12 protein-coding genes, 2 tRNA genes and 1 pseudogene are annotated in these 26222 nt (G+C 71.5%); 4 read left to right on the forward strand and 11 right to left on the reverse strand.

The window, feature by feature from the left end:
* Nucleotides 1-19: 19 nt before the first annotated feature.
* Nucleotides 20-463: a hypothetical protein gene (locus BR98_RS28270; protein WP_035849007.1), complete on the reverse strand. Its 444-nt coding sequence runs from the start codon at nt 461-463 to the stop codon at nt 20-22.
* 89 nt (nt 464-552) lie between these two features.
* A tRNA-Lys gene (locus BR98_RS28275) sits at nt 553-626 on the reverse strand.
* A gap of 113 nt (nt 627-739) precedes the next feature.
* Here BR98_RS28275 and BR98_RS28280 point away from each other — a divergent pair.
* Nucleotides 740-2320 carry a Na+/H+ antiporter gene (locus BR98_RS28280; RefSeq protein WP_035849010.1) on the forward strand — a complete coding sequence of 527 codons (1581 nt, stop codon included), beginning with the start codon at nt 740-742 and terminating at the stop codon, nt 2318-2320.
* 147 nt (nt 2321-2467) lie between these two features.
* Nucleotides 2468-4129, forward strand: coding sequence for a glucose-6-phosphate isomerase (pgi, locus tag BR98_RS28285; protein ID WP_035849012.1), 1662 nt, complete (start codon nt 2468-2470; stop codon nt 4127-4129).
* Between the two features lie 73 nt (nt 4130-4202).
* On the opposite strand, the gene BR98_RS28290 is transcribed toward pgi, so the two are convergent.
* A complete protein-coding gene (locus BR98_RS28290) occupies nt 4203-4964 on the reverse strand; it encodes an RICIN domain-containing protein (RefSeq protein WP_035849014.1) in 762 nt (253 codons plus the stop codon).
* A 132-nt stretch (nt 4965-5096) separates the two neighbouring features.
* A complete protein-coding gene (locus BR98_RS42135; RefSeq protein WP_157537960.1) occupies nt 5097-9782 on the reverse strand; it encodes a ricin-type beta-trefoil lectin domain protein in 4686 nt (1561 codons plus the stop codon).
* Between the two features lie 354 nt (nt 9783-10136).
* Between BR98_RS42135 and BR98_RS28300 the strand changes: the two genes are divergently transcribed.
* The gene (locus BR98_RS28300; protein ID WP_157537961.1) at nt 10137-17555 is read left to right on the forward strand and encodes a polymorphic toxin-type HINT domain-containing protein; all 7419 of its coding nucleotides are present in this window, start codon (nt 10137-10139) and stop codon (nt 17553-17555) included.
* A 182-nt stretch (nt 17556-17737) separates the two neighbouring features.
* Here the strand turns inward: BR98_RS28300 and BR98_RS28305 are convergent.
* The 6 genes and pseudogenes from BR98_RS28305 to BR98_RS28330 all read right to left on the reverse strand — a co-directional run bounded on the left by BR98_RS28305 (nt 17738) and on the right by BR98_RS28330 (nt 23581).
* Nucleotides 17738-17811: transfer RNA gene (locus tag BR98_RS28305), tRNA-Lys, on the reverse strand.
* A gap of 66 nt (nt 17812-17877) precedes the next feature.
* Entirely contained in the window at nt 17878-18567 is a 690-nt protein-coding gene (locus BR98_RS28310; protein ID WP_035849023.1) for a bifunctional DNA primase/polymerase, read from the reverse strand.
* A 142-nt stretch (nt 18568-18709) separates the two neighbouring features.
* Nucleotides 18710-19054 carry a hypothetical protein gene (locus BR98_RS28315; RefSeq protein ID WP_035849025.1) on the reverse strand — a complete coding sequence of 115 codons (345 nt, stop codon included), beginning with the start codon at nt 19052-19054 and terminating at the stop codon, nt 18710-18712.
* A gap of 207 nt (nt 19055-19261) precedes the next feature.
* Nucleotides 19262-20730: pseudogene (locus BR98_RS28320) on the reverse strand (AAA family ATPase).
* Entirely contained in the window at nt 20727-22316 is a 1590-nt protein-coding gene (locus BR98_RS28325) for a hypothetical protein (RefSeq protein WP_035849028.1), read from the reverse strand. The pseudogene BR98_RS28320 and the gene BR98_RS28325 overlap by 4 nt, the downstream one beginning before the upstream one ends.
* Nucleotides 22313-23581, reverse strand: coding sequence for a hypothetical protein (locus BR98_RS28330; protein ID WP_063774854.1), 1269 nt, complete (start codon nt 23579-23581; stop codon nt 22313-22315). Before BR98_RS28330 ends, BR98_RS28325 begins: the two co-directional genes overlap by 4 nt.
* Nucleotides 23582-23786: 205 nt before the next feature.
* Between BR98_RS28330 and BR98_RS28335 the strand changes: the two genes are divergently transcribed.
* Nucleotides 23787-24437: a histidine phosphatase family protein gene (locus BR98_RS28335; protein ID WP_035849032.1), complete on the forward strand. Its 651-nt coding sequence runs from the start codon at nt 23787-23789 to the stop codon at nt 24435-24437.
* Nucleotides 24438-24467: 30 nt separating this feature from the next.
* On the opposite strand, the gene BR98_RS28340 is transcribed toward BR98_RS28335, so the two are convergent.
* Nucleotides 24468-25883 (reverse strand): hypothetical protein, encoded by a 1416-nt coding sequence (locus tag BR98_RS28340; RefSeq protein ID WP_035849034.1) that lies wholly within the window; start codon nt 25881-25883, stop codon nt 24468-24470.
* Nucleotides 25884-26222: the final 339 nt, after the last annotated feature.

Below are 26222 nucleotides of genomic sequence, written 5' to 3' on the forward strand. Positions count from 1 at the left end.
AGCTACACCGGTCTCGCGGTTACGCCGGCCGCTCGCAGCCGGCCGGCCAGATCTCGTGCACCCAGAGACCGGCCTTGCGGGTCAGCGCGGAGATCCGGGCCGGTTCGCCGCCGTCCTCGGCGCCGTCCCAGACCGCGATCAGCTCGTCGATCATGCCCACCATGGCCCGCCCGAGGTCGTCGCCGAGCCCACCGGCCGCCACCGGCGCCAGCCGGTGCACCGCGGTGGCCTCCCGGGCGAGCTCCCCCTGCGGTCGCGCGCCGCCGGCCGGCACGATGACCTCCAGCTTGCCGCCGTGCTCGCGGACCGCCTGCGCGAACCAGGTCTCCGGGCCCGGCCGCAGCGCGGTCACCCCGACCAGCTCGTACGGTCCGTAGGTGGTCACCAACCGCCACAGTTCGCCGCGGACCAGCATCTCGGTGAGGTCCGAGAGTCCCTGGTACCCGGTGATTCCGACGCGCATCGTCGAGCCCTCCTGTCAGGGCCGTGCCGCTCACAGCGTACGGGAACGCCGAAGGCCCCCCGCTCTCGCGAGGGGCCTTCGGCTGTCGGTGCGCCGCCAGGGACTCGAACCCCGGACCCGCTGATTAAGAGTCAGCTGCTCTAACCAACTGAGCTAGCGGCGCTTGCTGACGAGCAGAACTTTACCGAAGAGGGGGGCGAATCTCCCAATCGGAATGAGATCTGGAATGGTTTGTCCAAGCGAAGCCGGAGCTGTCCGTTTGGAGGGGATTCGCCCGTGGGCCAGCTGTCCCTGTTCTTCCTGGTGCTGCTCGCCTCCGTGGTGACCATGCCGCTGGCCCGGCGGACCGGGGTGCCGCAGCCGGTGCTGATGACGGTGCTCGGGATGGTGATGGCGGTCGTGCCGCAGATCCCGGACGTGGCGGTGGCTCCGGAGCTGATCCTGCCGCTGGTGCTGCCGCCGCTGATCTTCGCGGTGGCGCGGCGCGCCTCGCTGGCCTACTTCCGGGCCAACCTGCGCTCGATCCTGCTGCTCGCGGTGGCCCTGGTGGTGGTCACCACCACCCTGGTGGCCGCGACCTTCCACGCCCTGGTCCCGGCCGTGCCGATCGCCGGCGCGGTGGCCCTGGGCGCGCTGGTCTCGCCGCCCGACCCGGTGGCCGCGGTGGCGGTGGCCGGCAGCGTCGGGCTGCCCCGGCGGCTGGTGGCGGTGCTGGAGAGCGAGGGCCTGTTCAACGACGTGACCGCCATCGTGGTCTACTCGCTGGCCGTCGAGGCGGTGGTGGACGGCGACTTCTCGATCCCGCACGCGCTGCTGCGCTTCGTGCTCTCGGCGGTGCTCGCGGTGGCGATCGGGGTGGCGCTCGGCTGGCTGACCACCCGGATCGGGGCGCTGCTGGCCGACCCGACCCAGCAGGTGGCGCTCAACCTGCTGGTCCCGTTCGCCGCTTACACGCTGGCCGAGGAGGTGGAGGGCTCCGGGGTGCTGGCCGTGGTGGTCACCGGCCTCTACCTGGCCGACCGGGCCGCCGACGCCGACGACGTCTCCTACCGGCTGGTCGGCGGCGCCTTCTGGGACATCGTGGAGACCCTGATCACCGGGGTGGCCTTCGGCCTGATCGGGCTGGAACTGGCCACCGTGCTGAAGGACGCCGGAGCCGGCTGGCACTCGATGCTCGGTGACGCGGCCGTGGTGATCGCCGTGGTGGTGCTGGTCCGGCTCTGCTGGCTGCTGCCGGCCGCCTGGGTGTCCAAGCGGCTCAGCCGGGGTGAGGACGACATCCCGATCAGCTGGCGCGAGACGGTGGTGCTCTGGTGGTCCGGGATGCGCGGGGTGGCCACCGTGGCGCTGGCGCTGGCCGTCCCGCTGACCGTGCACGGCGGCGCGCCCTTCCCCGAGCGCGGCCGGATCGTCTTCGTCGCCTTCTGCGTGGTGCTGTTCACCCTGCTGGTGCAGGGCCTCTCGCTGCCCTGGCTGGTCAGGCGGCTCGGTATCGACCCGCATCTGGACCTGCGCGAACAGCAGGAGCGCCGGCTCTGGTGGCGGGCCGCCAAAGCGGCCCTCGCCCGGTTGGCGGAGCTCGAGGAGGAGCAGAAGCTGCCGATTGAACTCGTGGAGAAACTCCGGGAACGCCAGCATGACCGGCTGGCCCGGCTCTGCCCCGAGCAGTACGAGGCGGAGGAAGCCGCCGAGGCCCGGCAGCGGGTCTCGCACCTGAGCACATTCCGTTCGGTGGAGCAGGAGTTGCTGGCCGCCTCGCGCCGCGAGATGGTCGCCGCGCGCGGCGAGCCCGGCGCCGACCCGGAACTGGTCGACCACGTACTGCGCGGACTGGACCTGCGTTCGGAGCGGAAATGACCCACTGCGTCAGGTGCTGATGGCGCAAGGGGGCCTGACAGTTCCGTAGGCTGGGCGCGGTCAAGCCGCCAAAAGCGTCGGCGCTACCCGGGCCCATCCCTCACGGCCCCAGCACCGCACCCAGACCGAAATCGAGGAGAGAAACCGATGCCGGAGACCCCCGCCAGCGGACGTACCCCCCTGGACCGCACCCCGCAGTGGGCCGCCCTCGGGAAGCACCGGGCGGAACTCGGTGAGCTGCACCTGCGCGAGCTGTTCGCCGCGGACCCGCAGCGCGGCAGCCGCTACACCCTGCAGGTCGGCGACCTGTACCTGGACTACTCCAAGCACCTGGTGACCGACGAGACGCTGGAGCTGCTGCGCTCGCTGGCCGCGGACCGCGACGTGTTCGGCCTGCGCGACGCGATGTTCCGCGGCGAGAAGATCAACGTGACCGAGGACCGCGCCGTCCTGCACACCGCCCTGCGCGCGCCGCGCGGCGCGGTGGTCGAGGTGGACGGCGTCAACGTGGTGCCCGAGGTGCACGCCGTCCTGGACAAGATGGCCGCCTTCTCGAACCGCGTGCGCAGCGGCGAGTGGACCGGGCACACCGGCAAGCGGATCAAGAACATCGTCAACATCGGTATCGGCGGCTCCGACCTCGGTCCGGCGATGGCCTACGAGGCGCTGCGCGCCTACACCCAGCGTGACCTGAGCCTGCACTTCGTCTCCAACGTGGACGGCGCGGACCTGCACGAGGCGGTGCGCGACCTGGACGCCGCCGAGACGCTCTTCATCGTCGCCTCCAAGACCTTCACCACCATCGAGACCATCACCAACGCCACCTCGGCCCGCGACTGGCTGCTCACCGAGCTGCGGGCGGATCAGGGGGCGGTGGCCAAGCACTTCGTGGCGCTGTCCACCAACGCCGAGGGCGTCGCCGACTTCGGCATCGACGTCGAGAACATGTTCGAGTTCTGGGACTGGGTCGGCGGCCGCTACTCCTACGACTCGGCGATCGGCCTGTCGCTGATGATCGCCATCGGCCCGGAGCGGTTCCAGGAGATGCTGGACGGCTTCCGCCTGGTCGACGACCACTTCCGCACCGCCCCCGTGGAGCAGAACGTCCCGCTGCTGCTCGGCCTGCTCGGCGTCTGGTACGGCCAGTTCTTCGACGCCCAGTCGCACGCGGTGCTGCCCTACTCGCACTACCTGTCGAAGTTCACCGCCTACCTGCAGCAGCTGGACATGGAGTCCAACGGCAAGTCGGTGCAGCGCGACGGCGACCCGGTGGGCTGGACCACCGGCCCGGTGGTCTGGGGCACCCCCGGCACCAACGGCCAGCACGCCTACTACCAGCTGCTGCACCAGGGCACCAAGGTGATCCCGGCCGACCTGATCGGCTTTGCGAAGCCGGTGGACGACCTGGCGCCCGGCCTGGTGGCCCAGCACGACCTGCTGATGGCCAACTTCTTCGCCCAGGCGCAGGCCTTCGCCTTCGGCAAGACGGCCGAGGAGGTCCGGGCCGAGGGCGTGGCCGAGTTCCAGGTCCCGCACCGCACTTTCAAGGGCAACCACCCGACCACCGTGGTGCTGGCCAGTGAGCTGACCCCCTCGGTGCTCGGCCAGCTGATCGCGCTCTACGAGCACAAGGTCTTCGTGCAGGGCGCGATCTGGAACATCGACTCCTTCGACCAGTGGGGCGTGGAGCTCGGCAAGGTGCTGGCCAAGAAGATCGAGCCGGTGCTGCTGAGCGGTGAGGGCGGCGACCACCTGGACAGCTCCAGCGCGGCCCTGGTCGCCAAGTACCGTACGCTGCACGGTCGCTGACGGAAACGAGCAGAACGCCGAAGGCCCCGCGGTCGAGTCGACTGCGGGGCCTTCGCGCGCTACCGACTCACCGTCAGGCGATGGCCAGGCCGGCGAAGCTCCACTCCTGGTTGGGGCCGGCGTTGCAGTCCCAGAGCTCCAGTTGGGTGCCGTTGACCGTGCTCGAGTGCGGGTCGTCCAGGCAGCGCCTGGAGGCCGGGTTGTAGAGGCTGCCGTCGGCGCGCGGGATCCACTGCCGGGGTGACTGGTCGGTCACGGTGGCCTTGAGGTCCACGCCGGGCAGGACGTCCGGGTAGTCGGCGGAGTCGCCGCTGACGGTCGGGGCGGGCAGCGCGAACGGCAGGGTGAGGCTGAACCGGTGGCCGTTCTCGTCCTTGAACGCGGCCAGTGGGGCGGTGCCGCCGCCGGAGAGGGCGACGCCCGAGGGAGTGGCGGCGGGGGAGAGGGTGCCGTCCGCGTTCTTGCTCAGCGTCGCGTCGACATCGGTCCACTTGCCGTTCTTCTTCACCCGGGCGGGCCGTGCGTGGCGGGTGACGGTGAAGGTACCGTCCGGGTTGGCCACCGTCTGGCTGGTCTCGGTGGTCAACTCGTCGATGGTGACGGGCTTTCCGGTGCGCTTGGCAGCCGCCTTGGCGCGCTGGCTCGGGCCCGCCTGGGCGTCCGTCAGCTGGAGGCTGCCCGGCGCGGAGGCCTTGCCGGGGGCCGGTTGCCCGGGCTGCGGGTCGGCGAAGGCCGGTATCGCGAGTCCGGCGACCACCGTGGTGAGGGCGGCCACCACGGAGAGTCGGCGCAGGGCGCGCTGTCCGGCCGGCCGCGGTGGGCCGCGGTGAGACATGAGAGTTCCTTTACGAAGTTTCCCAATGAGCAAGGTCCCTGGCTCGGACGAGTGTGCCGCCCGAACCAGGGACCCGGTGGTGCGTGTGTCAGGCCGTCAGACTGGCTGACTGTCAGAAGGTCGGACTGACTGTCAGGCTCCGTTCAGCGCCATGGCCCAGGTCTGCGCGGGCGTGCCGTTGCAGTCGTAGAGCTCGAGCTGGGTGCCGTTGGTGGTGCTGGCGTTCGGGTCGTCCAGGCAGCGCCCGGAAGCCGGGTTGTAGAGGCTGCCGTTGGCCCGCGGGACCCACTGCTGGTTCGCGCCGCCGTTGCACTGCCAGATCTCGATCATGGTGCCGTTGAGCGTGCCGTTGCCGGTGGCGTCCATGCAGGCGCCGTTGTTGGTGATGGTGCCGTTGGCGTTGATCACCCACTGCTGGCCCGTGGCACCCGAGGTGGAGCAGTCCCACACCTGGACGTGGGTGCCGTTGGTGGTGCTGCCGTTGTTGTTGTCCAGGCACTTGTTGGTAAGGGCCGAGTGGACCATGGCCACGTTGGTGGTGACCGGGATCGCGAAGTCGTTCACCGTGAGGTTGCTGACGCTGCCCTGGTAGGAGGTCTGCGGCAGGCTGTTGTACTTGTAGCGGCCGACCACCAGCGGACCGGTGATGCCCGGGCGGGCGTCGTGCTGGCCGGTGCCGGCGAGCACGCCGTTGACCCACAGGCTGGTGCGGCCGGTGGTGGCGTCGAAGCTGGCGGTCAGCTTGGTCCACTGGTTCAGCGTGACCTTGGCCGCCGAACCGAGCGCGGTGGCGGTGGTCTGGTCGTAGCCCCAGGCGTTGTCGTCGGCGGGCTTCATGGCGAAGCGCCAGGTGCTGTCGCTCATCTCCGGCCAGATGATGAAGCCGCTGCCGTAGGTGCCCTCCTGGCTGACGACCACCCCACCGGTGTTGGAGGTCTCCTTGGTCCACAGGGTGATCGAGAAGGACCGGTTGGTGTCGACGGACTGGCCGGCGGTGTCGATCTCGTTGCCGGTGCCGCCGGTGAAGGAGGCCACCGTGGTGCTGACGCCGTTGACGGTGTCGGTCGGGAAGGTGACGTTGCCCTTCACGGTGCCGTTGTGCAGGCCGACGGTGTCGGTGACCACGCCGCCCACCGGGGCGGTCAGCGGCCAGTTGGCGTTCGCCTGGTGCAGCGCGCCGACGTACTGCGGGTAGTAGTTGGTGAACTGGGCCAGCCCGCCCGAGGTGGGCGCGGCGCCGGCGAACTCGTTGATCTGGCCGGGGCCGTTGACCGTGTAGAGGTCGGGGTTGCCGTCCGCGTTCACGTCACCGGGGGAGGAGACGACCGGGTTGTCGGCGTTCACCAGGCCCAGCGGCAGGACCGGCTGGCTGGTGTTGGCACCGGTGGGCGAGGTCCACTTCTGGTCGAGGTAGCCGGTGCCGCACTCCCAGGTGACCACCTGGGTGCCGGGGTTCTGGTTGGAGGCCGGGTCGGCCATGCAGAAGTTGGACTGCGGGTTGACCAGCGTCCCGAGGGCCGCGTTGTACACCCACTTCTGCGAACCGGTGTTGTTGCAGGTGTAGAGCTGGAGCCCGGTGCCGTGGGTCAGCGAGCCCTGCGGGACGTCGACGCACTTGCCGAGCACGTGCAGGGTGTTGTCCGCGCCCACGGTGAAGCTCTGCGCGTCGGAGCCGTTGCAGGTGTAGAGCTGGATCTTGGTGCCGTTGGCCGTGTTCGCGCCGGAGACGTCCAGGCAGAGGCTGCCGCCGCCGCTGGCGGTGATACCGCTGGTCAGCGAGTTACGGGTGGGGGCGACCAGGTTGCTGTTCGGCAGGCCACTGGCGTCGAAGCTGAGCGGGAAGCTGCTGATGGCGCCGGTGATGGTGTTGCGGACCCACAGGGTGGGGGTGCCACCGGTGGTGGTGCCGTTGGCGACGGTGGCGCCGACGGTGCCGGGGGCGATCAGGCTGGTGATGTTCCAGTCGCCGGTGCCGATCTGGTAGGCCTTGCCGAGGTAGACGCCGGAGCGGGCGCTGCCGGTGTAGTACCAGAGCTTGCCGTTCTCGACGGTGATCAGGTCGGCGTACTGCTGGGCGCCGGAGAAGGCGCCGGGGGCGACCAGCTGGGTCAGGCTCGACCAGTCGGTGCTGTTGTAGCCGGTGCAGTCACCGGCCGCGGTCGGCACGCAGGTGGGCTTGTTGGTGGTGCCGACGTTGGCGGTGTTGGTGAACTTGCCGTTGGTGCCGCCGGTGGTGCCGTCGTTGCGGTACAGGTAGAGCTGCTTGGTGTTCTTCTGGAACGCCAGGATGTCGTCCACGGTGGACTGCGACTGGTTGCCGCGGTGGGTCACCAGGTAGTTGTTCCAGCTGGTCCCGTCCGGGCTCTGCGCCGGGGTGGAGGCGACCTGCGGAGTGGCGTTCGGGTCGCTGTTGCCGGGCACCATGCTGAGGTTGCCGTCCGGACCGGGGGTGATCAGGTCCGGAGTGCCGTCACCGTTCAGGTCGCCCGCGACGACCTTGGTGTTGGCGTTCCACGGCGCGTAGAAGGAGTACTGCGCGGAGGTCGGCTGGGTGTTGCCCGCGTTGTCGACCGCCCGGACGTACAGGGTGTGGGTGCCCCACTGGCTGGCCGTCAGGTTGACCGGGATGTTCGCGGTGGCGCTGCCGCCGGATCCCGCCGTCCCGGCGACGTAGTTGTAGCCGCTGACCGGGATGTTGCTGTCGAGCGACCACTGGAAGCCCGCCACACCACTGGCCAGGCAGGCCGCGAGGTTGCAGCCGGTGGGCGTCGGGTCGATGCTGCTGACCTGGAGGCTGATCCCGGTGTCACCGGCGTGCGCGGTCGGCGTGATGCCGCTGCCCAGCGGAGGGAAGGCCGTCGAGGAGGTGAAGCTGGCCAGTTTCGGCGCGCTCAGGTCGGCCGTGAAGTAGCAGTAGGAGGAGCCGCCGCTGTTCAGGGTGCCGTCGCTGGCCCAGGCGTTCCAGCCGTAGGTGTGGCCGTCGGAGACGGGGCCGCCGATGTTGGCGGAGGAAGTGCCGCCGTTGCCGACCCAGTTGCCGACCGGCCAGGTCGCGGTGGCGGGGCCACCGGAGCCGTTGTTGACCATGTTGTCCCAGACGTGGAACCCGGCCTGCAGGTTGACGCCGCTCATCTGGGTGGTCAGGTGCGCGCTCAGCGTGATGTTCGACGCGTTGCCGTTGAGCGTGGTCATCCCGATCCAGCCGGCGGGGCCGCCGTTGCAGTCGGGGCCGCTCGGGTTCTGCGAGTTCGGCGAAGTCACCGTCTGGTCAGGGGTGTTGGGCGCGATGTCGAACTTGGTGACGACGTACGGGTTGGTGCTGAAGCGCATGAACCCGTAGTTGGTCGAGTACTTGCTCTCGTTGCCGTAGAGCAGGAAGGTCAGGTTGTTGTAGCCGAGGTGCTGGCTGACCGCGCTGGTGATGTCGAAGTTCACCGGCCGGTTGCCGCAGCCGGCGGCCGCGCTCGGGACGTCCTGGGCGCCGTAGCCCGCGACGTAGCCGGGCTGGCTGGCCCAGGTGGTGCCGCCGCCGATGCCGCCGGTGAGGTTGAGCCCGACGCCCCAGGTGTTGGAGCAGCCGTGGTCGGCGCCGTAGGTCTCGGTGAAGTACGCGGTGGAGTTCTGGATCACCATGCTGCTGTTGGTGTAGCTGGTGTCGAACTCGTAGTAAGTGCGGTACAGGCCGAAGCAGTTGGAGTCGTACTGCTGGTAGCCGATCGCCTCGCCGTTGGTCTGCGCCTGGTCGTAGAGCGCCTGGCTGGGGCAGCCCTCCTTGACCTCGGTGTAGTGGTTGGTGCCACCGGTGACCGGGCTGACGTAGGGGTCGTAGTAGATCGGGTACTGCAGGTTGGGGTCGGCGAGCTGGTTCGCGTCAGGGGTCAGCGAGATGCTGGAGCTGTCGGCCTTGACGGCGAGCTTGCTGATGTGGGCGCCGTGGCCGGGGCCGTCCTTGCTGGAGCCCTGCGTGCCGGCCGGGTCGACCACGGCCTGCGGTGCGGCGGGTGCGGCGGGGGAGACCGGGGCCGACTTGGGGGCGGTCTCGGCGGCCAGGGCGCTGGCGCGCGGCGCGTTGGTGGCGGGCGCGGGGGTGCTGGCGGAGTCCCACATGACCGGCGCGGGCGCGGTGAAGGCGGCGGCGCCGTCGGCGGCCTTGAGGGTGAGGTTGCCGTCCTGGTCGCTGCTGGTGCTCAGGCCGTTGGTGCTGGTGGCCAGGCGCAGCGTCTTCAGGGCCGGGTTGGCGGCGGCGGCCGCGTCGTGCACGACGAGGACCTCGCGGAAGGCGCCCTGGTCGGTGACGGTGGCGTTCAGGTCGACGCCGGGCAGCACGTTGGCGTAGCTGGCGGTGTCACCGTTGATGGTCGGTGCGGGCAGCGCGAACGGCAGGGTGAAGGAGAACTTGTGGCCGGCCTTGTCGGTGAAGGCGGCCAGCGGGGCGGTGCTGCCGCCACCGGAGAGGGTGACGCCGGAGGCCGCGGCAGCGGGGGAGAGGGTCCCGTCGCCGTTCTTGGTCAGCGTGGCGTCGACATTCGTCCACTTGCCGTTCTTCTTGACCCGGGCGGCCTGCAGGTGCTTGGTGACGGTCATCGAGCCGTCCGGGTTGGCCACCGTGAGGTTGGTCTCGGTGGTCAACTCGTCGACGGTGACGGGCTGTCCGGTCTTCTTGGCCTTTGCCTGGGCGCGCTGCGTCGGGCCCATCTGGGCGTCCGTCGGCTGGCTGGCGGCGGGCGGGGCGTCCTTGCCCGGGGGCAGCTGCCCGGGGTGGGAGTCGGCGAAGGCCGGTGCGGCGAGGCCCCCGATGACCGTCGCCAGGGTTGCCACCACGGACAGGCGGCGGATGGATCGCTGTCTGGACAGCGGCGATGAGCCGCGGTTCGACATGAGAGGTTCCTTTGGTCAGTCTAAAAAATTGGCAAAATCTTTGACGGTGCGTCGCGAGATGTGGTGGCGGAGTGTCCTGACGTGATGTCCGAATGACACCCCGAAACGACACTTCGCCCTTCTTGGCACCTACTCCCCGTGAGCCATGTGACTGATGTGGCGGGCTGAGACCGCCGGGGCACATTAATGCCATGCCTGTTCGAGCGGCAATACGAGCCGATAATGATCTCGTCGAGCCGGGGGCTCGGACGGTGACGGCCACTCAGGCCGTGAGATCAACGGGGGAGTACTGTCGTGCGTGAACGACATGCCTGGTTCACTGCTGCCCGCACGAGGGGCCGGCATCGACGCGGCGTCGTGGCGGCCGCCACGGTGGCGGCACTGGCGATGGTGGTGCCGATGGCCCACGCCGACACGGTGGTGGGCGGCTACCGCTACCAGGGCAAGGCCTGGACGGCGGATCCGCTGCCCGACCAGCCGAAGGTCAAGGGCCATCCGGCGAACAGCGCGGCGAAGCCGGCCGTGCCCGAGCCCAAGGGCACCCGGGCCCTGGTGCCGCACAAGCCGACCGCGCCGGTTTGGCCGGGGGCGTCCACCGCGACGGTCAACCTCGGTGACAAGAGCGCGAGTTCGGTGAAGGTGGCGGCGGCCCCGGCAGCCCCCGCGACCCCGGCCGGCCCGTCGGCGGTCCAGCCGTTCGCGGTGCCGTTCGCCGCGCCGAACACGCCCGCAGCGGTCCAGGTGCAGACCGTGGACCACGCCAAGGCGCAGGCCGCGAACGTGGACGGTCTGCTGGTCGGCCTGTCCCGGGCGGACGGCTCGGGCGCGCCCGGCAAGGTCGCGGTCTCGGTCGACTACGGTTCCATCGCGCAGGCGTACGGCGGCGGTTGGGCCTCCCGGCTGCAGCTGGTGGCGATGCCCTCCTGTGCGCTGACCACGCCGCAGCTGGCGCAGTGCCAGACCCGGCAGCCGCTGCAGACCACCAACGACCCGGTGACGCACCAGCTCACCGCGACGGTGGCGCTGCCGGCCGGCACCACCTCGAGCGCCCCGCGCGCGATGAGCATGATGGCCGCGCCGATGGCGGCAAGTTCCAACGCCACCACGGCGGTTGCGGCCGTGGCCGGCACCGGCGGCTCGCAGGGCAACTTCGCGGCCACGCCGCTCTCCTCCTCCGGTGCCTGGGCGCACTCCGCCGCCGGCGCCTTCACCTACAGCTACCCGATCCCGGTGCCGCCGGCGCTCGGCGGCAAGGGCCCCTCGGTCGGCCTGTCCTACGACTCGCAGTCGATCGACGGCGAGACCTCGGCCCGCAACTCGCAGTCATCCTGGATCGGTGACGGCTGGTCCTACAGCCCGGGTTACGTGGAGCGGTCCTACAAGTCCTGCACCAACGACGGGATCGACAAGTCCGGCGACGAGTGTTGGGCGGGCTGGAACGCCACCCTCTCGCTGGGCTCGCACAACGGCCGGCTGCTGCGCGACGACAGTGGCCAGTACCACCTGCAGAGCGACGACGGCACCAAGGTCGAGCTGCTCAACGGCGCCTCCAACGGCCTGTGGAACGGCGAGTACTTCAAGGTCACCACGACCGACGGCACCCAGTACTACCTCGGCCTGAACCACGCGCCCGGCACCACCTCGGACGCGGCCACCAACTCCGCCTGGGGCGTGCCGGTCTACCACCCCAACTCGGGCGACCCCTGCTACGACAGCAGCAAGGGCAACTCCTCGCAGTGCGCCCAGCAGATGGGCTACAAGTTCAACCTGGACTTCGTGGTCGACGTGCACGGCAACGTGCAGCGCTACGACTGGGCGAACGAGACCAACTACTACAACATGGGCAACGGCCAGTCCGCCGGCTCCGGCGGCACCATGACGCCCTACACCCGCGGCGGCTACCTGACCCAGATCTCCTACGGCTACAAGCTGGCCGACGAGCAGGCCGGCCACGACCCGGCCGCCAAGGTCAGCTTCACCACCGCGCAGCGCTGCGTGGTCTCGGACAGCACCTGCCAGTACTCCAACCTGTCGACCTCGACGGCGACCAACTGGCCGGACACCCCGTACGACCTCAACTGCACCTCGGGCATGGCCACCTCCGGCACCTACACCGACACCAACGTGTGCCGGGTCGGCGCGCCGACCTTCTGGTCCACCTACCGGCTGAAGTCGATCGACACCTCGGTGAAGGTCGGCAACTCCTGGCAGGCGGTCGACTCCTGGGCGCTGACCCACCTGTTCTCGGACGCCGGCGGCACCATGGACCCGGTCACCGGTGCCACCGTCGACCCGAAGGACGCGGGTGCGCTGCAGTCCGTGATGTGGCTGCAGTCCATCCAGCGCACCGGCCAGGACACCTCGGCCGGCGGCAGCGGTCCGATCACCATGGACCCGGTGACCTTCACCGGCATCGAGACGGACAACCGGGTCGACGGCCTCACCCCGGCCGCCCCGCCGCTGTACCACCCGCGGATCTCGAGTCTGCAGACCGAGACCGGCGAGTCGATCGCGGTGACCTACAAGGCACCGGAGTGCTCGCGGGTCAACAACACCATGCCGGCTTCGGCCGACTCGGACACCATGGCCTGCTACCAGGTCTACTGGACCACCCCGGGTGCCAAGGACCCGATAGCGGACTGGTTCAACAAGAGCCTGGTCGCGCAGATCTCGGACAACGACGCCACCAAGGCCGGCTCGCCGGCCCGGATCACCAAGTACGACTACAGCGGTGGCGCGGCCTGGCACCGCGACGACAACGAGCTCGCCGACGACCAGTACCGCACCTGGAACGACTTCCGCGGCTACCGCACCGTCACCACCACCAGCGGCGCGGCCCCGGACCCGATCACGCAGAGCGTGGTCAACTACTTCCAGGGCATGGACGGCGACTACAAGGCCGACGGAAGCAAGCGCTCGGTCAGCCTGAGCAACTCGCTCGGCGAGTCCGCCGCCGACAGCCCCTGGCTGGCCGGCACCCCGCAGGAGAGCGACAGCTACGACAAGGCCGGCGGCTCGATCGTCGCCAAGTCCCTGCCGGGCGTGCCGAGCCTGACCACCACCTACTCCGTGCCGCGGACCGCCTGGACCTCCAAGAGCCCGGCCCCCGCGACCCTGTCCACGCTGCCGGACCTGACGTCCCGTCGGACCACCTCCGCGAGCAGCAGGCAGCTGAGCCTGCTGGCCAACGGCAGCTGGCGCACCACCAGCAACAGCACCAGCTACGACAGCCTCGGCCGGATCTCCCAGCTGGACCAGAAGGGCGACAACTCGGTCCCCTCGCAGGAGAGCTGCACCACCACCAGCTACGCGACCCCGCCGGCCGCCAACCCGATGATGCTGGAGTTCCCGAGCGAGGCGATCACCGTCTCCGGGCCCTGCGGCACCGCGCCGAGCGCCACCACGACGCTCAGCGACAAGCGGTTCTTCTACGACGGTGACGGCAGCATCGGCAACCCCGGTACCCTGGGCCGGCTCGGCGCCGACGGCTACATCACCGCCACCCAGGCGGTGCAGTCCTACGACGGCTCCGGCAACCCGGTCTTCCGCACCACCGACGCGGCCTCCTACGACCAGTACGGCCGCACGGTGAAGACGCTGGACAGCGCGGGCGCCGCCTCGACCACCACGTACAGCCCGACGAGCGGCACCCTGCCGACCGGCGTGTCCACCAGCAACCCGCTGAACTGGACCGCCAGCAGCAGCCTCGCCCCGGCCCGGTCACTGACCACCCACTCGGTGGACGTCAACGGCCGGATCACCGACACCACCTTCGACGCGCTCGGCCGGGCCACCCAGACCTGGCTGCCCGGGCGGGCCAAGGGCACCCAGTCGCCCGACAAGCAGTTCAGCTACGCGGTGCACGGTGCGGGCAGCAACCCCGACCCGTCCAGCGTGACCACCAAGACGCTGCGCGAGGACAACAGCTACAGCTCGATCATCGCGATCTACGACGGCTTCCTGCAGCAGCGGCAGAGCCAGAGCACCACCTCCAACAACTCGGCCGGCCGGCTGATCTCCTCGGTGCACTACGACAGCCACGGGTGGCAGACGCAGAGCGCGGGCCCGTACGTGGACGCCACCACGGCGCCCGGCAGCACGATGTTCGTCGAGGTGGAGAACACCCTCCCGTCGGAGACCGTGCTGGCCCACGACGGCATGGGCCGCACCGTCAGCTCCACGCTCTACTCCAAGGCCACACCGCTCTGGACCTCCAGCACCACGTTCCGGGGCGCCGACCAGGCCGACAGCACCCCGCCGCCCGGCGGCACGCCGACCACGACCTACCGCAACGCGCTGGGGCAGACCACCGCGAAGGTGGCCCACGCCGGCGGGACCGTCGGTGATGTGACGACCAGTTACAGCTACACCGTCGGTGGCCAGGTGGCCTCGATCAAGGACAGCGCCGGCAACGCCTGGACCTTCGGCTACGACCTGCTGGGCCGCAAGATCTCGCAGACCGACCCCGACTCCGGCACCATCAAGACCACCTACGACTCGATGGGCCACGTCGCGACCCTGACCGACGCGCGTCAGCAGGTCCTCTCCTACACCTACGACCAGCTGGGCCGTGCGACCGGCGAGTACGCCGGCGCCGACACCACCGACAAGACCAAGCAGCTGACCGCCAGCACCTACGACACGATCCTGCTCGGTCACCAGACCTCGCAGACCCGGTACGTCGGCGGCTCGGGCCCCGGCGGCAGCGCCTACACCCAGGCGGTGACCGGCTTCACCACCTCCTACCAGCCGACCGGCTCGACCATCACCATCCCGGCGAGCGAGGGCAAGCTGGCCGGTACCTACACGGTGGGCGCCAAGTACACCTCCAACACGGGGTTGCTGTCCGACAGCCTCTTCGGCACCGAGGGCGGTCTGCCCTCCGAGGACGTCGGCTACGGCTACAACCTGATGGGCGGTCTGGTCGCCAGTGGCTCGGACACCACGCCGTACCTGGACGTGGCGTCGTACAGCCCGCTCGGCCAGATCCAGCAGTCCACCTACGGCGTGCTCGGCAAGCAGCTGCGCACCGCGCAGACCTACGACGAGGCCACCGGCCGCACGTCCACCAACCGGGTCTCGCTGCAGACGGCCACCACCAACCCGCTGTCGGCGACCACCTTCGGGTACGACCAGTCCGGCAACCTGACCTCGGTCAGCGAGCTGCAGTCCTCCGGCGGCACCGACCAGGTCTTCGACACCCAGTGCTTCCAGTACGACGGCCTGAAGCGCCTCACCACGGCGTGGACGGACACGGCGGGCCAGTCCGCCCCGACGGCCGGTCAGTTGGCGCACTGCAACTCGGCCAACCCGGCCCCGGCGAAGATCGGTGGCCCGGCGCCCTACTGGCAGAGCTACAGCTACAACCTGCTCGGTGACCGGATCCAGCAGGTCAAGCACGACGTCAAGGGCGTCACCGCCAACGACGTGACGCAGACCAGCAGCTACCCGGGCAACGGCGTGCAGCCGAACTCGGTGGCCTCGGTCACCACCACCGGACCGGGCGGGACGGCCACCCTCACCCCGCACTACGACGCGGCCGGCAACACCACCAGCCGTGCCACCACCGGCGTCGGCGTCGGCAACCAGACCTTCAGCTACGACGAGGAGGGCCGGACCAAGGCCGTCACCACCACGGTCGGCGTCAACACCCCGCAGACCACCGGCTACCTCTACGACGCCACCGGTGACCTGCTGATCCAGCGCGGACCGAGCAGCACGATCCTCTACCTCTTCGGCGGAGCGGAGCAGCTCACCCTGACCGGCAGTACCGTCACCGGCCAGCGCTACTACCACCACCCCGACGGCACGGTGATCGTCCGTTCCAGCACCGGCACCGTCACCTACCAGTTCGCCAACCAGCAGCGCACCGGGCAGCTCCAGGTCGACGCCAAGACGCTCGTCGTCACCCGGCGTGCCTTCGACCCGTACGGCAACCCGCGCGGCACTGTGCCCGGCACCTGGTCGGACAACCGCGGCTTCCTGGGACAACCGGTCGATCCGACCACCGGCCTCAACCTGCTGGGAGCCCGGCACTACGACCCGGCACTCGGCCGGTTCCTGCAGGTCGACCCGGTGCTGGAGGCCGGCGACCCGCGCCAGATGGGCGGCTACACCTACGCCGCGGACAGCCCCACCAACGGCACCGACGCGACCGGCCTCGACTTCTGGGACGACGTGGAGGACTGGGGCAACGACGCCGGCAGCTTCATCGGCGGTGTCGGTGACTCGCTCATCGGCGACGCCTACGCGTTCACCGTCGACGGCTTCGAGACCTTCGAAGACGGCTTCGAGAACATGCCGTGCCTCGGTGACATCTACTGCACTCCGCACTACCACGAGGAGTTCACCGACAACCACCCGCTGGCCGACCTGTTCAACATCGACACGGACTCCACCGCCTACGAGGCCGGCGACTGGACCGGGACGATCGGCAGCTTCGCGCTCGACGGCATCGGTGCGATCAAGTGGGTCAGCGAGGGCATCTCGGCGGTCCGGGCGGCCAAGGCGGCCGGCGACGCCGGCGACATCTGGGACCTGACCAAGCGCTTCTTCACCCACGACAGTCCGCACAACACGCCCTCCGACACGAGCGGCGGCACCGGTAGCGGTAGCGGTGCCCACCCCGATGGGCCGAGCACCGGCACCGACCGCGGCGCCAAGGGCAGCGACGGTGGCGGCGGCAACGGTGGCGACGGCGGTGGTGGTGGCGGCTCCGACGGTGGGGGCGGCGGCGACGGCGGTGGCGGCTCGGACGGTGCCACCTGCAGCTTCTCGCCCGACACCAAGGTGCTGCTGGCCGGGAACGCCAGCAAGCCGATCGGTGCGATCCAGCCCGGTGACACGGTGGAGGCCGGCGACCCGACCACCGGTGCCCACCAGGGTGCCGAGCCGGTCACCAAGGTCCTGGTCAACCACGACAACGACCTGGCCGACCTGACCGTCAGCACTCCCGACGGCCAGCAGTCCACCCTGCACACCACCGCCAACCACCCGTTCTGGGACGCCACCGCGCAGGGCTGGGTCCCCGCCGGGGAACTGGCCACCGGCGACCGTCTGCAGAGCGCGGACGACAGCACGGCGGTCCGGGTCGTCTCGGCCACGGTCACGCCCGGCGAGGCCGACCGCTACAACCTGAGCGTCGCGCGGCTGCACACCTACTACGTGCTGGCCGGCGGCACCCCGGTGCTGGTCCACAACAAGAACTGCCCCGACACCGTGGTACTGGGCGAGGGAAGCGCCTCGGAGCCGCTGGCGACGCAGCTCAAGGCGGACGGCGACCCGCGTGCCCACACCTTCAACGGCGACGCCTACTCGGGAGTGGAGGGCGGTGGTCCGAAGTGGATGACCGGAGTGGTCGACGCGGTCGGCAACCCGGACCGGGTGACCCTCCACGTCACGCTCGACGGACTGGACGGCCTCGAGGGCGGAATGGGAGCGGCCTTCAAGCAGGCGGCGGAGTACGGCGAGCGGTACAGCCTGGCCGGCGGCCCGGACAAGTGGCCCTTGTCGGGTCAGTGCGGGACCTGCTGGGAGATGAGCGTGCTGGCTCGCAAGGTGCAGGAGTACAACAAGACCTTCGCGCTGTACGGGGACACGGAGTACGGCCGGGCCTGGGACACCATCACCTGGTGGTCGCGCGACGAGAACGGCAAGTTCGTGGACGTCACCGACCTCTTCGAGGAGCCGGACTGGCTGAAGTACAGCGGCTGATCCGCACCCGCTGGGCATGATCCCCTGGGCCTGGCCGCCGGATTCCTCCGGAAGCCGGGCCCAGGGGCTTTCCGGCTCTCCGGGGCCTTCTGGCTCTCCAGGGCTTTCTGGCTCTCCGAGGCTTTTCGGCACGAGGAAACGCCGAAGGCCCCTCGCTCTCGCGAGGGGCCTTCGGCTGTCGGTGCGCCGCCAGGGACTCGAACCCCGGACCCGCTGATTAAGAGTCAGCTGCTCTAACCAACTGAGCTAGCGGCGCCTGCTGACAGGGAAGACTCTAGCAGCGGCCTCAGGCGGAGCCAAAATCGAATACCGCCGCCCGGGCTCAGGCCGGGAAGAGCGGGCGCAGCTGGGCCGGGCGGGTGACCAGCGGCGCCCCGGCCGTGCTGGGCTCGGGTCGCGGCGCTGCCCGGGCCGGCTCGGGCCGGCCGCCGGCCTCACCGCCGGTCTCGCTGCGGGCGGCCCGAACGCAACCCCAGAGCAGCACCCCCGCGCTCGGCAGCCAGGGCTCGCGGGTGTCGGGAGCCACGATCCACCGGCCCGCCCCGCCGCCTCTCGCGTCGCTGCCCGTGGTCGGAGCGGTCGGAGCGGCCAGGATGCCCGGGGCGATCTGGTCGACCTCGTCGTCCGGCCGCCGGACCGGCGGGACGGTGACCGCGTCGCCCAGGCCGTGGCAGAGCAGCGGCGGCACGTCGCGCGCCCACTCCTCCCAGGCCAGCAGGGTGCGCAGCCGGGGCGCCGCACCGGGCTGGACGAAGAGCAGGGTCCGCCCCCGGTAGGCGGCCACGGGTCCACAGCCGGGGCCGGAGGCCCACAGTTCGTCCAGCACCCGGCGGCCGAACAGGGCCGGCATGCTGATCACGTCGAAGGCCCGGCCGCAGGGCAGCACGATCGGGGCCCAGGGGCGCGACTCCCACAGTGCGCGCATGCTGCGCGGGTACTCACTGGCCGAGGCGAGCCAGGCCTCGCCGGCATCGGTGAGGTGCTCCACGGATTGGCAGTCCCAGATGTCCACGCCCAGCAGGGTGCTCCCGACGGGATGCGCTTCGCAGCGATAGTCGGATTTGCCGGACAGGGGCCCGATGGACGGCGTAGCCTTTCCCGCCGCATATGCCAGCGGCCGGTCTGCCGCCGCGCGGGTCGGTCGATCGCGCCCGTCAGTCGATCGCGCCGCGCTGGCGCAGCAGGCCACGACCGTACTCGACCATGCGCGCCGCGTAGTCGGCCGTCCACTCGGCCCGGGCCGCGATCTCGGCCGGGGAGAGCGCGTCGAACCGGCGCGGATCGGCCAGCTGGGCCGCCGCTATCGCCTGGTAGTCGGTGGCCCGCTCGGCCGCGATCCGGAACGCCAACGCCAACTCCGTCGACCGGCGCAGCAGTTCCCCCGGGTCCTCGATGCTCTCCAGCTGGAAGAACCGCTCCGGCTCGGCCACCAGGGCATCGGGCTCGAAGAGCAGCGGGGCCGGACGCAGCCGGCGCGGCGGATCTTGGCGATCGGGCATGAAGAAGCACCTTCGGAGACGAGGAACGGCGGCAGCTGGAAGTGCCGCCGTCATGACGGCCGTCGTCCATTGTCGCTCCTGCCCCACCGATAGCGGAACGGTGCGGGGGCGGGCGACCGGTCGGCCCGCGCCCCGGGGCGTGTTTCGTCAGATGACCGTGCTGGTCACAGACTTACCGAGGGCCGGTCACAGCCGCTGGTCGCGGTCTCAACCGAGGCGCACGCGGTGCTCGGCGAGGTGCTGCAGGACCCGGTGGTTGGCCTCCCAGCCGTCCGGGAACTGGGCGCCGACCCGTTCCAGCAGCGGGATCACCTGGCCGCCGATCTTCTCCTCCCAGCCGTGCGGGATCCGCACCGCGCTGCCCAGCTGCACCGGGTCGGTGGCCGGGTGCTCGTCCAGCAGCTCGGGGATCCCGGCCCTGGCCACCACGATGCAGGCGTGCCGGTGCCGGGAGGCCAGCACGCACAGCCGCCCGGTCTCCAGATGGAACGCGGTCGCGTCCGGCCGGCCGGAGAGCGGGTGCAGCACCACGGTGACGTCGTACTCGCGCCCCTGCAGGCGGTTGGCGGTGTCCACGGTGACGGCCGGGCCGGCCGCCGGATCCACCGGGATGCCGAGCCCGGTCAGCGCCGCCCGGACGGCGGCGGCCTGGTCGCGGTGCGCGGTGCCGACCGCGATCCGCCCCGGGGTCAGCGGCGCCCGGCCCTGCTCGGACTCGGCCACCAGCGACCGTTCCAGCAGTCGGCGCACGGTCTCGGCCACCGCTGCCACCGCCTGCGGGTCGGTCCGCACGGTGTGCCGGGCCGGCAGTTCCAGCAGCGCCCAGCCGTGCTCGGCCGCCTCGTCGATCGCGGCGTCCACCGCCCCGCCGTCCGGGCGGACGGTCGGGATCAGCAGCCGCTCCCCCGGGCCGGTGCCGGAGCGGAACGGGGTATAGGGGTAGAAGGCGGCCGAGATCAGCGGCGCGGCCGAGGCGGGCAGCCGCCAGGAGACCGGCAGCCGGTGCGGCTCGATCGCCGGATTGTGCGCCAGCAGGGTGACCACGGCGCTGCTCGACGGGTCGTACGAGAGCCCGCTCCACTGCTCGGTGCCGACCACTGTGAACGGGTCCAGCTGGCCGGGGTCACCGACGAACAGCGCCCGCTCGAAGAGCCGGGCGACGGCCAGCAGGGCGTCCGAGCGCATCTGGTACGCCTCGTCCACGATCGCGTGCCGCCACGGCTCGACGTCCTTGACCCACTGCCACTTGGCGGCGGTGGAGATCACCACGTCCTGTTCCAGCAGCTCGCCCGGCTTGCTGCTGGCCACCACGTTCGGATGGCGCAGCGCCTCGGCGGCGGGCCTGGCGTCGGAGCTGTGCAGCCGGCCGATGGTCAGCTCCCCGGCCTTGGCGGCCAACCGGTCGACCAGGTCGTCCACCTGACTGTTCGTCTGGGCCACGATCATCAGCCGCTCGCCCGCGCCCACCAGCTCCTGGGCGGCCTTCACCACCAAGGTGGACTTGCCGGCGCCCGGCGGGGAGTCGACCACCACGCCGCGCGGCGCGCCGGGGCCGGGTGGACCGTGGCCGCCAGGATCGCGGCCACGGCGGCGTCGGCAGCGGCGCCGGGACGGGTGCCGGAGTCGGTGCCCGGCTCGGAAACCACGGGCTCGAGGAAGCTCACAGTGCTGGTCATGCCCACTCTTCAACGGTGGCAGTCGAATTCTGCGCGGCGGACGGAGGTCCACCGTGTGTCCACGGAGTGTCGTCCGGCTCGGGCAGCGGGGCGGATTGACGGACCGTCAGCTCGAACAGGGTGAAGGTGACCGGCTCCCCGGGCTCGGGCAGGCTGCCCGGTTCGGGCTCCTTCCGCCGACCCATCCCGTTCAGCACCCGGACCGTGACCAGGCCGGCGGCCGGGTCGAAGGCGGTGATCTCGGCCTTCTGCGCGGCCGGGCCCCCGGCCCGGTGCACCTCGCGGCCCGGATCGGCGTGCGGCCGGTCCGCGGTGCGCACGGTGAGCAGCGGCCGCGGCTTCGGCGAGCGGCCCGTGGTGTCGTACTCGGGCACCAGCTCGGTCACCACACCGCTGAACGCCTCACCGGCCAGCCGCCGTTCGGCCATCGCCAGCGGATCGTCCAGGGCCTCCTGGACATCCAGCCGGACCTGCTCGCGCTCGCGCTGGGCCAGTTTGCGGGCAGCCGTCACGGCGTCGTCCAGCCGGGGCTGCGGCGGCTCGCCGGCGGCCAGCCGGTCCCGGTGGCCGGTGTACGACCAGCGGTCGCTCTCCCAGCGCTCCGGCAGGTGGGCGGCCGGCGGCAGGGTCCGCAGCAGCTCCAGGCCGCGCCAGACGTCCTGCCAGGTCGGGAGCAGGACCGAGAGGAGTAGCTCCCGCAGCTGCTCGACGGACCGGTCGAGCACGGCCTGCGCCTCGGGCACCCGCTGCTCCTGCCGCTGCGCCTGGCGCAGGGCGGTCAGGGCGGCGTCGTAGCGGGTGATCGCGGGGGCCAGCTCCTTCTCGTCGAACCGCGGGTCGGTGGCGGGGCCGGCCGGCGGGTGGAGCAGCTGGCCGCGCTCGTCCCGGGCGGTCTCGGCCAGCTCGGCCGCCTGGGCGCCGGTCAGGCCGGGCGGCGGTGCGTGCCAGGCCAGTTGGGCGGCCAGGTGCTGGTCCTCCAGGAAGCTCTGGCCGGTCGCCCAGTGCCGGGCCAGCAGCCCGGTCAGCGGCAGCAGCAGGCTGGAGCCCGGGACTTGGGCGCGCTCGGTGAGATGCGTCAGCCAACGGCCCAGCAGCGGCACCCGGGTGGGGGAGGGGTACGGGCCGGGGTCGGGGTCCTCGGCGGTGCGGCGGAACCGGGTGGCCCGACCGAGCAGCGCCAGATGGCGGACCGCGCCGGAGTTGGGCACGACCAGCTGTGGCGCGTCCGCGCAGAGCTCCCGGGTGATCAGGGTCTTCTCGCCGGTCTCGGCGTCCTTCTCGGACCCCTCGATCAGCTCCACCTCGGCGCCGAAGGACTCCAGGTAGGGCAGCAGGTCGTCGGCGAAGGCGGCCAGGAACTCGGCGCGACGCTCCCGGTTCAGCGGTTGCGGCACGAAGTGCAGGGCGGGCGCGGCGCGGTCGGTGCCGAGCAGCACGGCCAGCGGTGCGCCGTCCTCCACGGCGGTGGCCAGCGGGACCAGCACCATGGGCCGCTCGGCCAGGTGCCGGTGGCGGACGGTGGCCAGCGGCTCGGCGTGCCCGCTGCGGATCGCCTCCAGCCGGGCCAGCGTGGTCAGCAGGCTCATCGCGACACCACCGCCGGCTGGACGGCGTGCTCGGCGGCGTGCTGGACGGCGTGTTGGGCAACTGGTTGGGCGGCGTGCTGGGCGGCTGGTTGGGCGGCGAGCGCTTCGGCGCGCAACTGGGCCGCGTAGCGCAGCCGTTCGGCGGCCGGGTCCTCGGGTTCGCCGGTGGCCGCGGCCTGGCCGGCCGCTGCCGCCAGTGCCTCGGTCACCGTGTGCAGCCCGCCGAAGTCCGCCCGGACGCCACGGCCGAGCTGGGTCACCACATCCGCCCCACGGGCCTGGGTCCGGCAGAGGAACCCCAACTCGCAGCTGGAGAGGCACTCGGGGCCGTAGGAGGCCGGCACCGCGTCCACCGCCTGGGCCAACTCGGCCACCGGCCTGGTCGGTTGACCGGCCTGATCGGGCGCGAGGTCGAAGCTGGTGCCGGGCGGCAGCGCGTCCAGCAGCTCCTCGATCCTGGTCATCCGCGCCAACTGGCGGCGAGTGGTCGCGAGTTCGCGTCGGACATCGATCGCGGCGGCGGTCGGCCGCTGGCCGAAGTCCTGTGGGCAGACCAGCAGGACGGTCGGCTCCGGACTGCCGGGCAGTTGCGGATCCTGGTACGGGCCGTACTGGTCGTCGTGGCCGGCCGCCTCCTGCAGCGCCAGCACGTAGACCGCGGCCTGCCGGGCGGCCGCGCCGACCTTCGCCGGATCGGCCGAACCGTCCAGCACCGGGAAGGACTTGATCTCCACCACGGTGCACCGTCCGCCGTGCACGATGACCGCGTCCGGCTCCAGGTAGGCGGGCGCGCCGGCCACCGTCAGCCGCAGCATCGGGTGGTCCAGCAGGGTCCACCGGCTCGGCTCCTCGATCGAGGCGGCGACCGCCTCGGCCAGCGCCTCGGCCGTCCGTGCGGCGCGCACCGCCGGGCCCGCGCTGGTCAGCAGGTCCGGCGCGTCCAGCCGGTCGCCGTCGCCCGGCGGCAGACCGAGGTGCCGGCGCAGCGGGGCGAGCAGGGCCGCGCAGCCGTCGGCCTTCAGCCGGGCCTCGAAGACCGTGCCGCGGGCGATCGCGAACGGGGAGCGGCCGAACGGCGCCGGGCGGCCGAGCCGGCCGGCCACCGCGCCCTTGTCCACTCCGGCGGCGTCCAGCAGGGCCCGGCGGCGGCAGCCGGGATTGGCGGCGAGAGCGGCCAGCGCGCGGGCGTCCAGACCGCGCGGCTCGGAGCCACCGCGCAGGGCGGCCAGCCGACGCGCGGGCTGATCGGAGAGCGAGACGTTCATGGTGCTCGCCAGTCTTGCACCCGGCACCGACAATCCGGGCGCGCGGCCCGGGGTCCGGGGCCGCGGCCACGACCTGGCGCAGTACTCGGGTCCCGGGGCGCGGGGGGTGTACCCGGGAGTAGCCGGCGGGTAGGGAATCATGGCAGTGCCCCCGTGACCAGGCCGCTGCCCCGTCACCCGCGTCCAGCCCGCACAGGAGTCCGCGATGCCCGCTCGTCTGATCCTCGTCCGCCACGGTGAGACCGCCTGGTCGGCGAGCGGCCAGCACACCGGCCGGACCGACATCCCGCTCACCGAGGAGGGGCGCGAGATGGCCCGCCTGGTCGGCGCGCGCCTGAAGCGAGCGCCCTGGGACGGTCTGCCGGACGCCCGGGTCTACACCAGCCCGCTCTCCCGGGCCAGGGAGACCTGCGAACTGGCCGGCTTCGGCGACCGCGCCGTGGACCGGCCCGAACTGCTCGAGTGGGACTACGGCGCGTACGAGGGCCGCACCGGCCTGGAGATCCGTGAGCACGACCACCCGGGCTGGCTGATCTGGCGCGACGGCGTGCCCGGTGGCGAGAAGCTCTCGGAGGTCGCGGCCCGGGCCGACGCCTTCCTCGCCTCGATCGAGGAGGACCACGGCACCCCGCACCCCGACACCACCACCATGCACGCGGCCGACTGCGATGTGATGGTCTTCGCCCACGGGCACCTGCTGCGGGTGCTGGCGTCCCGCTGGCTCGGCCTGGCGCCCGAGTACGGTCAGCGGCTCAAGCTCGGCACGGCCGCGCTCTCGGTGCTCTCCTGGGAGTACGGGCTGCCCGCGATCGAGATCTGGAACGACCACAGCCACCTGGACGCGCTCGGCGACTGACGCTCGGTCGGTGGGCCGTCGGGTGGGCCGTCAGGCCGCCACGGCCTGGTCGTAGTCGTCCAGGAAGGCGCGGACCTCGGCCACCGCGCGGTGGCCGCGCAGTCGGCTCGCGGTGTCGGTGAGCATGCCGCGGATCCGGGCCGACCTGACCTCGCCGAGCAGGGCCACCGCGGCGCTGCCGTGTGCGGCGGCGCCGTGCAGGTCCCCGCGCCCGAGCCGGTCGTGCGCCAACTCGGCCGTGTACAACGCCCGGTTGCGCACGAAATGCGGCTCCTGCAGCGCTATGGCCTGCCCGGCCCGGCTGCTGGCTTGGTCCCACTCGCCGAGCGCGGCCCAGCACTGCGCCTCCAGGCCGGCGATCTCGGCCTCGCCGAAGAAGGACATCCACTCCGGATCGGCCTCGCACTCGCCCCGGTCGAAGAGCGTGTACGCGCGGGTCAGCGCCCGTTCGCAGGCGCCCCGGTCGTGCAGCAGCGCCCAGCCGCCGGCCTCGCGCATGGCGAGCAGCGCCAGCAGCCGGTCGGAGTCCAGGTTGCGAGCCGCGCTCTGGCCGGCCTGGGCGGCCCGCAGCGCCTCGCGCGGTCGTCCGGCGTCCCGGGCCAGGAAGGCGCTGTTGCAGAAGACGTGCGCCTCCAGCGCCGCGTCGTTGGCCATCCGGGCGGTGGCCAGCGCCTCGGCGTAGAACGAGCGGGCGTCGCCGAGCCGGTTGGAGTCGTGCGCCAGCCAGCCCACCGAGATGGCCAGTTCGCCGGCGGTGGACTGGAGCCGGCGCTCGGTGGTGAGCGAGTACTCGCCCTCGTTGAGCAGCACGTAGGCGTGGCGCAGGGACTGCCCGGCCCGCTCGAACAGGCTGTCCGCGCCGTGCACGTCGTCGGCCAGCCGGATCTCCCGGACCGCCTGCTCGACCAGTCGGACGTCGGCGGCGCCGACCTTGCGCGGCGCGGGCAGCGGCAGCGGCGCGGGGCGCGGGACGGCGGCCCCGGCAGGTGCGTCCAGGCCGAGCACGCTGGCCAGGGCGGTCGGTCCGCCGCTCAGGAACGTACGGCGACGCACGTCGTCGTTCTCCTCGTCGGGATGGTGCGGCGCGGCATCGAACCGCGCGAGAGGTCTGGGGTGGGGCTGGGCCTGGGCCTGGGGCTGGGGCGTTCGCTGCGCCGACGGACGGCGACGGACGTCGGTGCGGGGCGAGAAGCCGAGGTCCTCCAGGGAACGGTCCGGCCAGATGTGGCGGAACACCCGCTCGTAGGCGTAGTTGGGGCAGCGGATCTCGCCGGCCTCGACGCGTCCGATGTAGCGGGCGTCGCAGGAGACGTGTTCGCCGATCTCCCGGGCCGCCCGGCGGATCGCGGTGGCGAACTCGGCGGGGGACAGGTCGCCGCGCAGCTCGCGCATCGCGGCGTTGGGGGAGGGGGCGGGAGGGGCGGCTGCGGGGGCCAGGATTGCCATGAGTCGCTCCGAGCATCGTGCGGGGTGGGGCCCGTGGGTCGGGTGGTCCCGACCGAGGCGACGGCTCGACAGTACCGGCTGTCATCAGGGTCTCACGATGGGTGTCCGGGAAAATTGCGCTTATTACTGGCTAAAGCGGACATTTCTTGGGAGATCTGCCATGAAATGCCATGGCTTGCTGTAAGGCGCCCCGTGGCTATCTGTGGGTCAGGCCCGTTGTGTTGATATCGGGAGACCGGGCGCTGCCCGCCTCTCGGCCGCAGTGCCAGCCACATTCATACCATCAGTTCACTTGTCTTACTGACGGGTCATCAAGTCTCCGCTCACTGTGCGAAGTCG

The sequence above is a fragment of the Kitasatospora azatica KCTC 9699 genome (assembly GCF_000744785.1).
Lineage (GTDB): Bacteria > Actinomycetota > Actinomycetes > Streptomycetales > Streptomycetaceae > Kitasatospora > Kitasatospora azatica.

What these genes read in the sequence shown, in the direction of transcription:
- BR98_RS28270 (WP_035849007.1), bottom strand. Translation starts at nt 463, where the DNA reads ATGCGCGTCGGAATCACCGGGTACCAGGGACTCTCGGACCTCACCGAG.
- pgi (WP_035849012.1), top strand. Translation starts at nt 2,468, where the DNA reads ATGCCGGAGACCCCCGCCAGCGGACGTACCCCCCTGGACCGCACCCCG.
- BR98_RS28290 (WP_035849014.1), bottom strand. Translation starts at nt 4,964, where the DNA reads ATGTCTCACCGCGGCCCACCGCGGCCGGCCGGACAGCGCGCCCTGCGC.
- BR98_RS28315 (WP_035849025.1), bottom strand. Translation starts at nt 19,054, where the DNA reads ATGCCCGATCGCCAAGATCCGCCGCGCCGGCTGCGTCCGGCCCCGCTG.
- BR98_RS28325 (WP_035849028.1), bottom strand. Translation starts at nt 22,316, where the DNA reads ATGAGCCTGCTGACCACGCTGGCCCGGCTGGAGGCGATCCGCAGCGGG.
- BR98_RS28330 (WP_063774854.1), bottom strand. Translation starts at nt 23,581, where the DNA reads ATGAACGTCTCGCTCTCCGATCAGCCCGCGCGTCGGCTGGCCGCCCTG.
- BR98_RS28335 (WP_035849032.1), top strand. Translation starts at nt 23,787, where the DNA reads ATGCCCGCTCGTCTGATCCTCGTCCGCCACGGTGAGACCGCCTGGTCG.
- BR98_RS28340 (WP_035849034.1), bottom strand. Translation starts at nt 25,883, where the DNA reads ATGGCAATCCTGGCCCCCGCAGCCGCCCCTCCCGCCCCCTCCCCCAAC.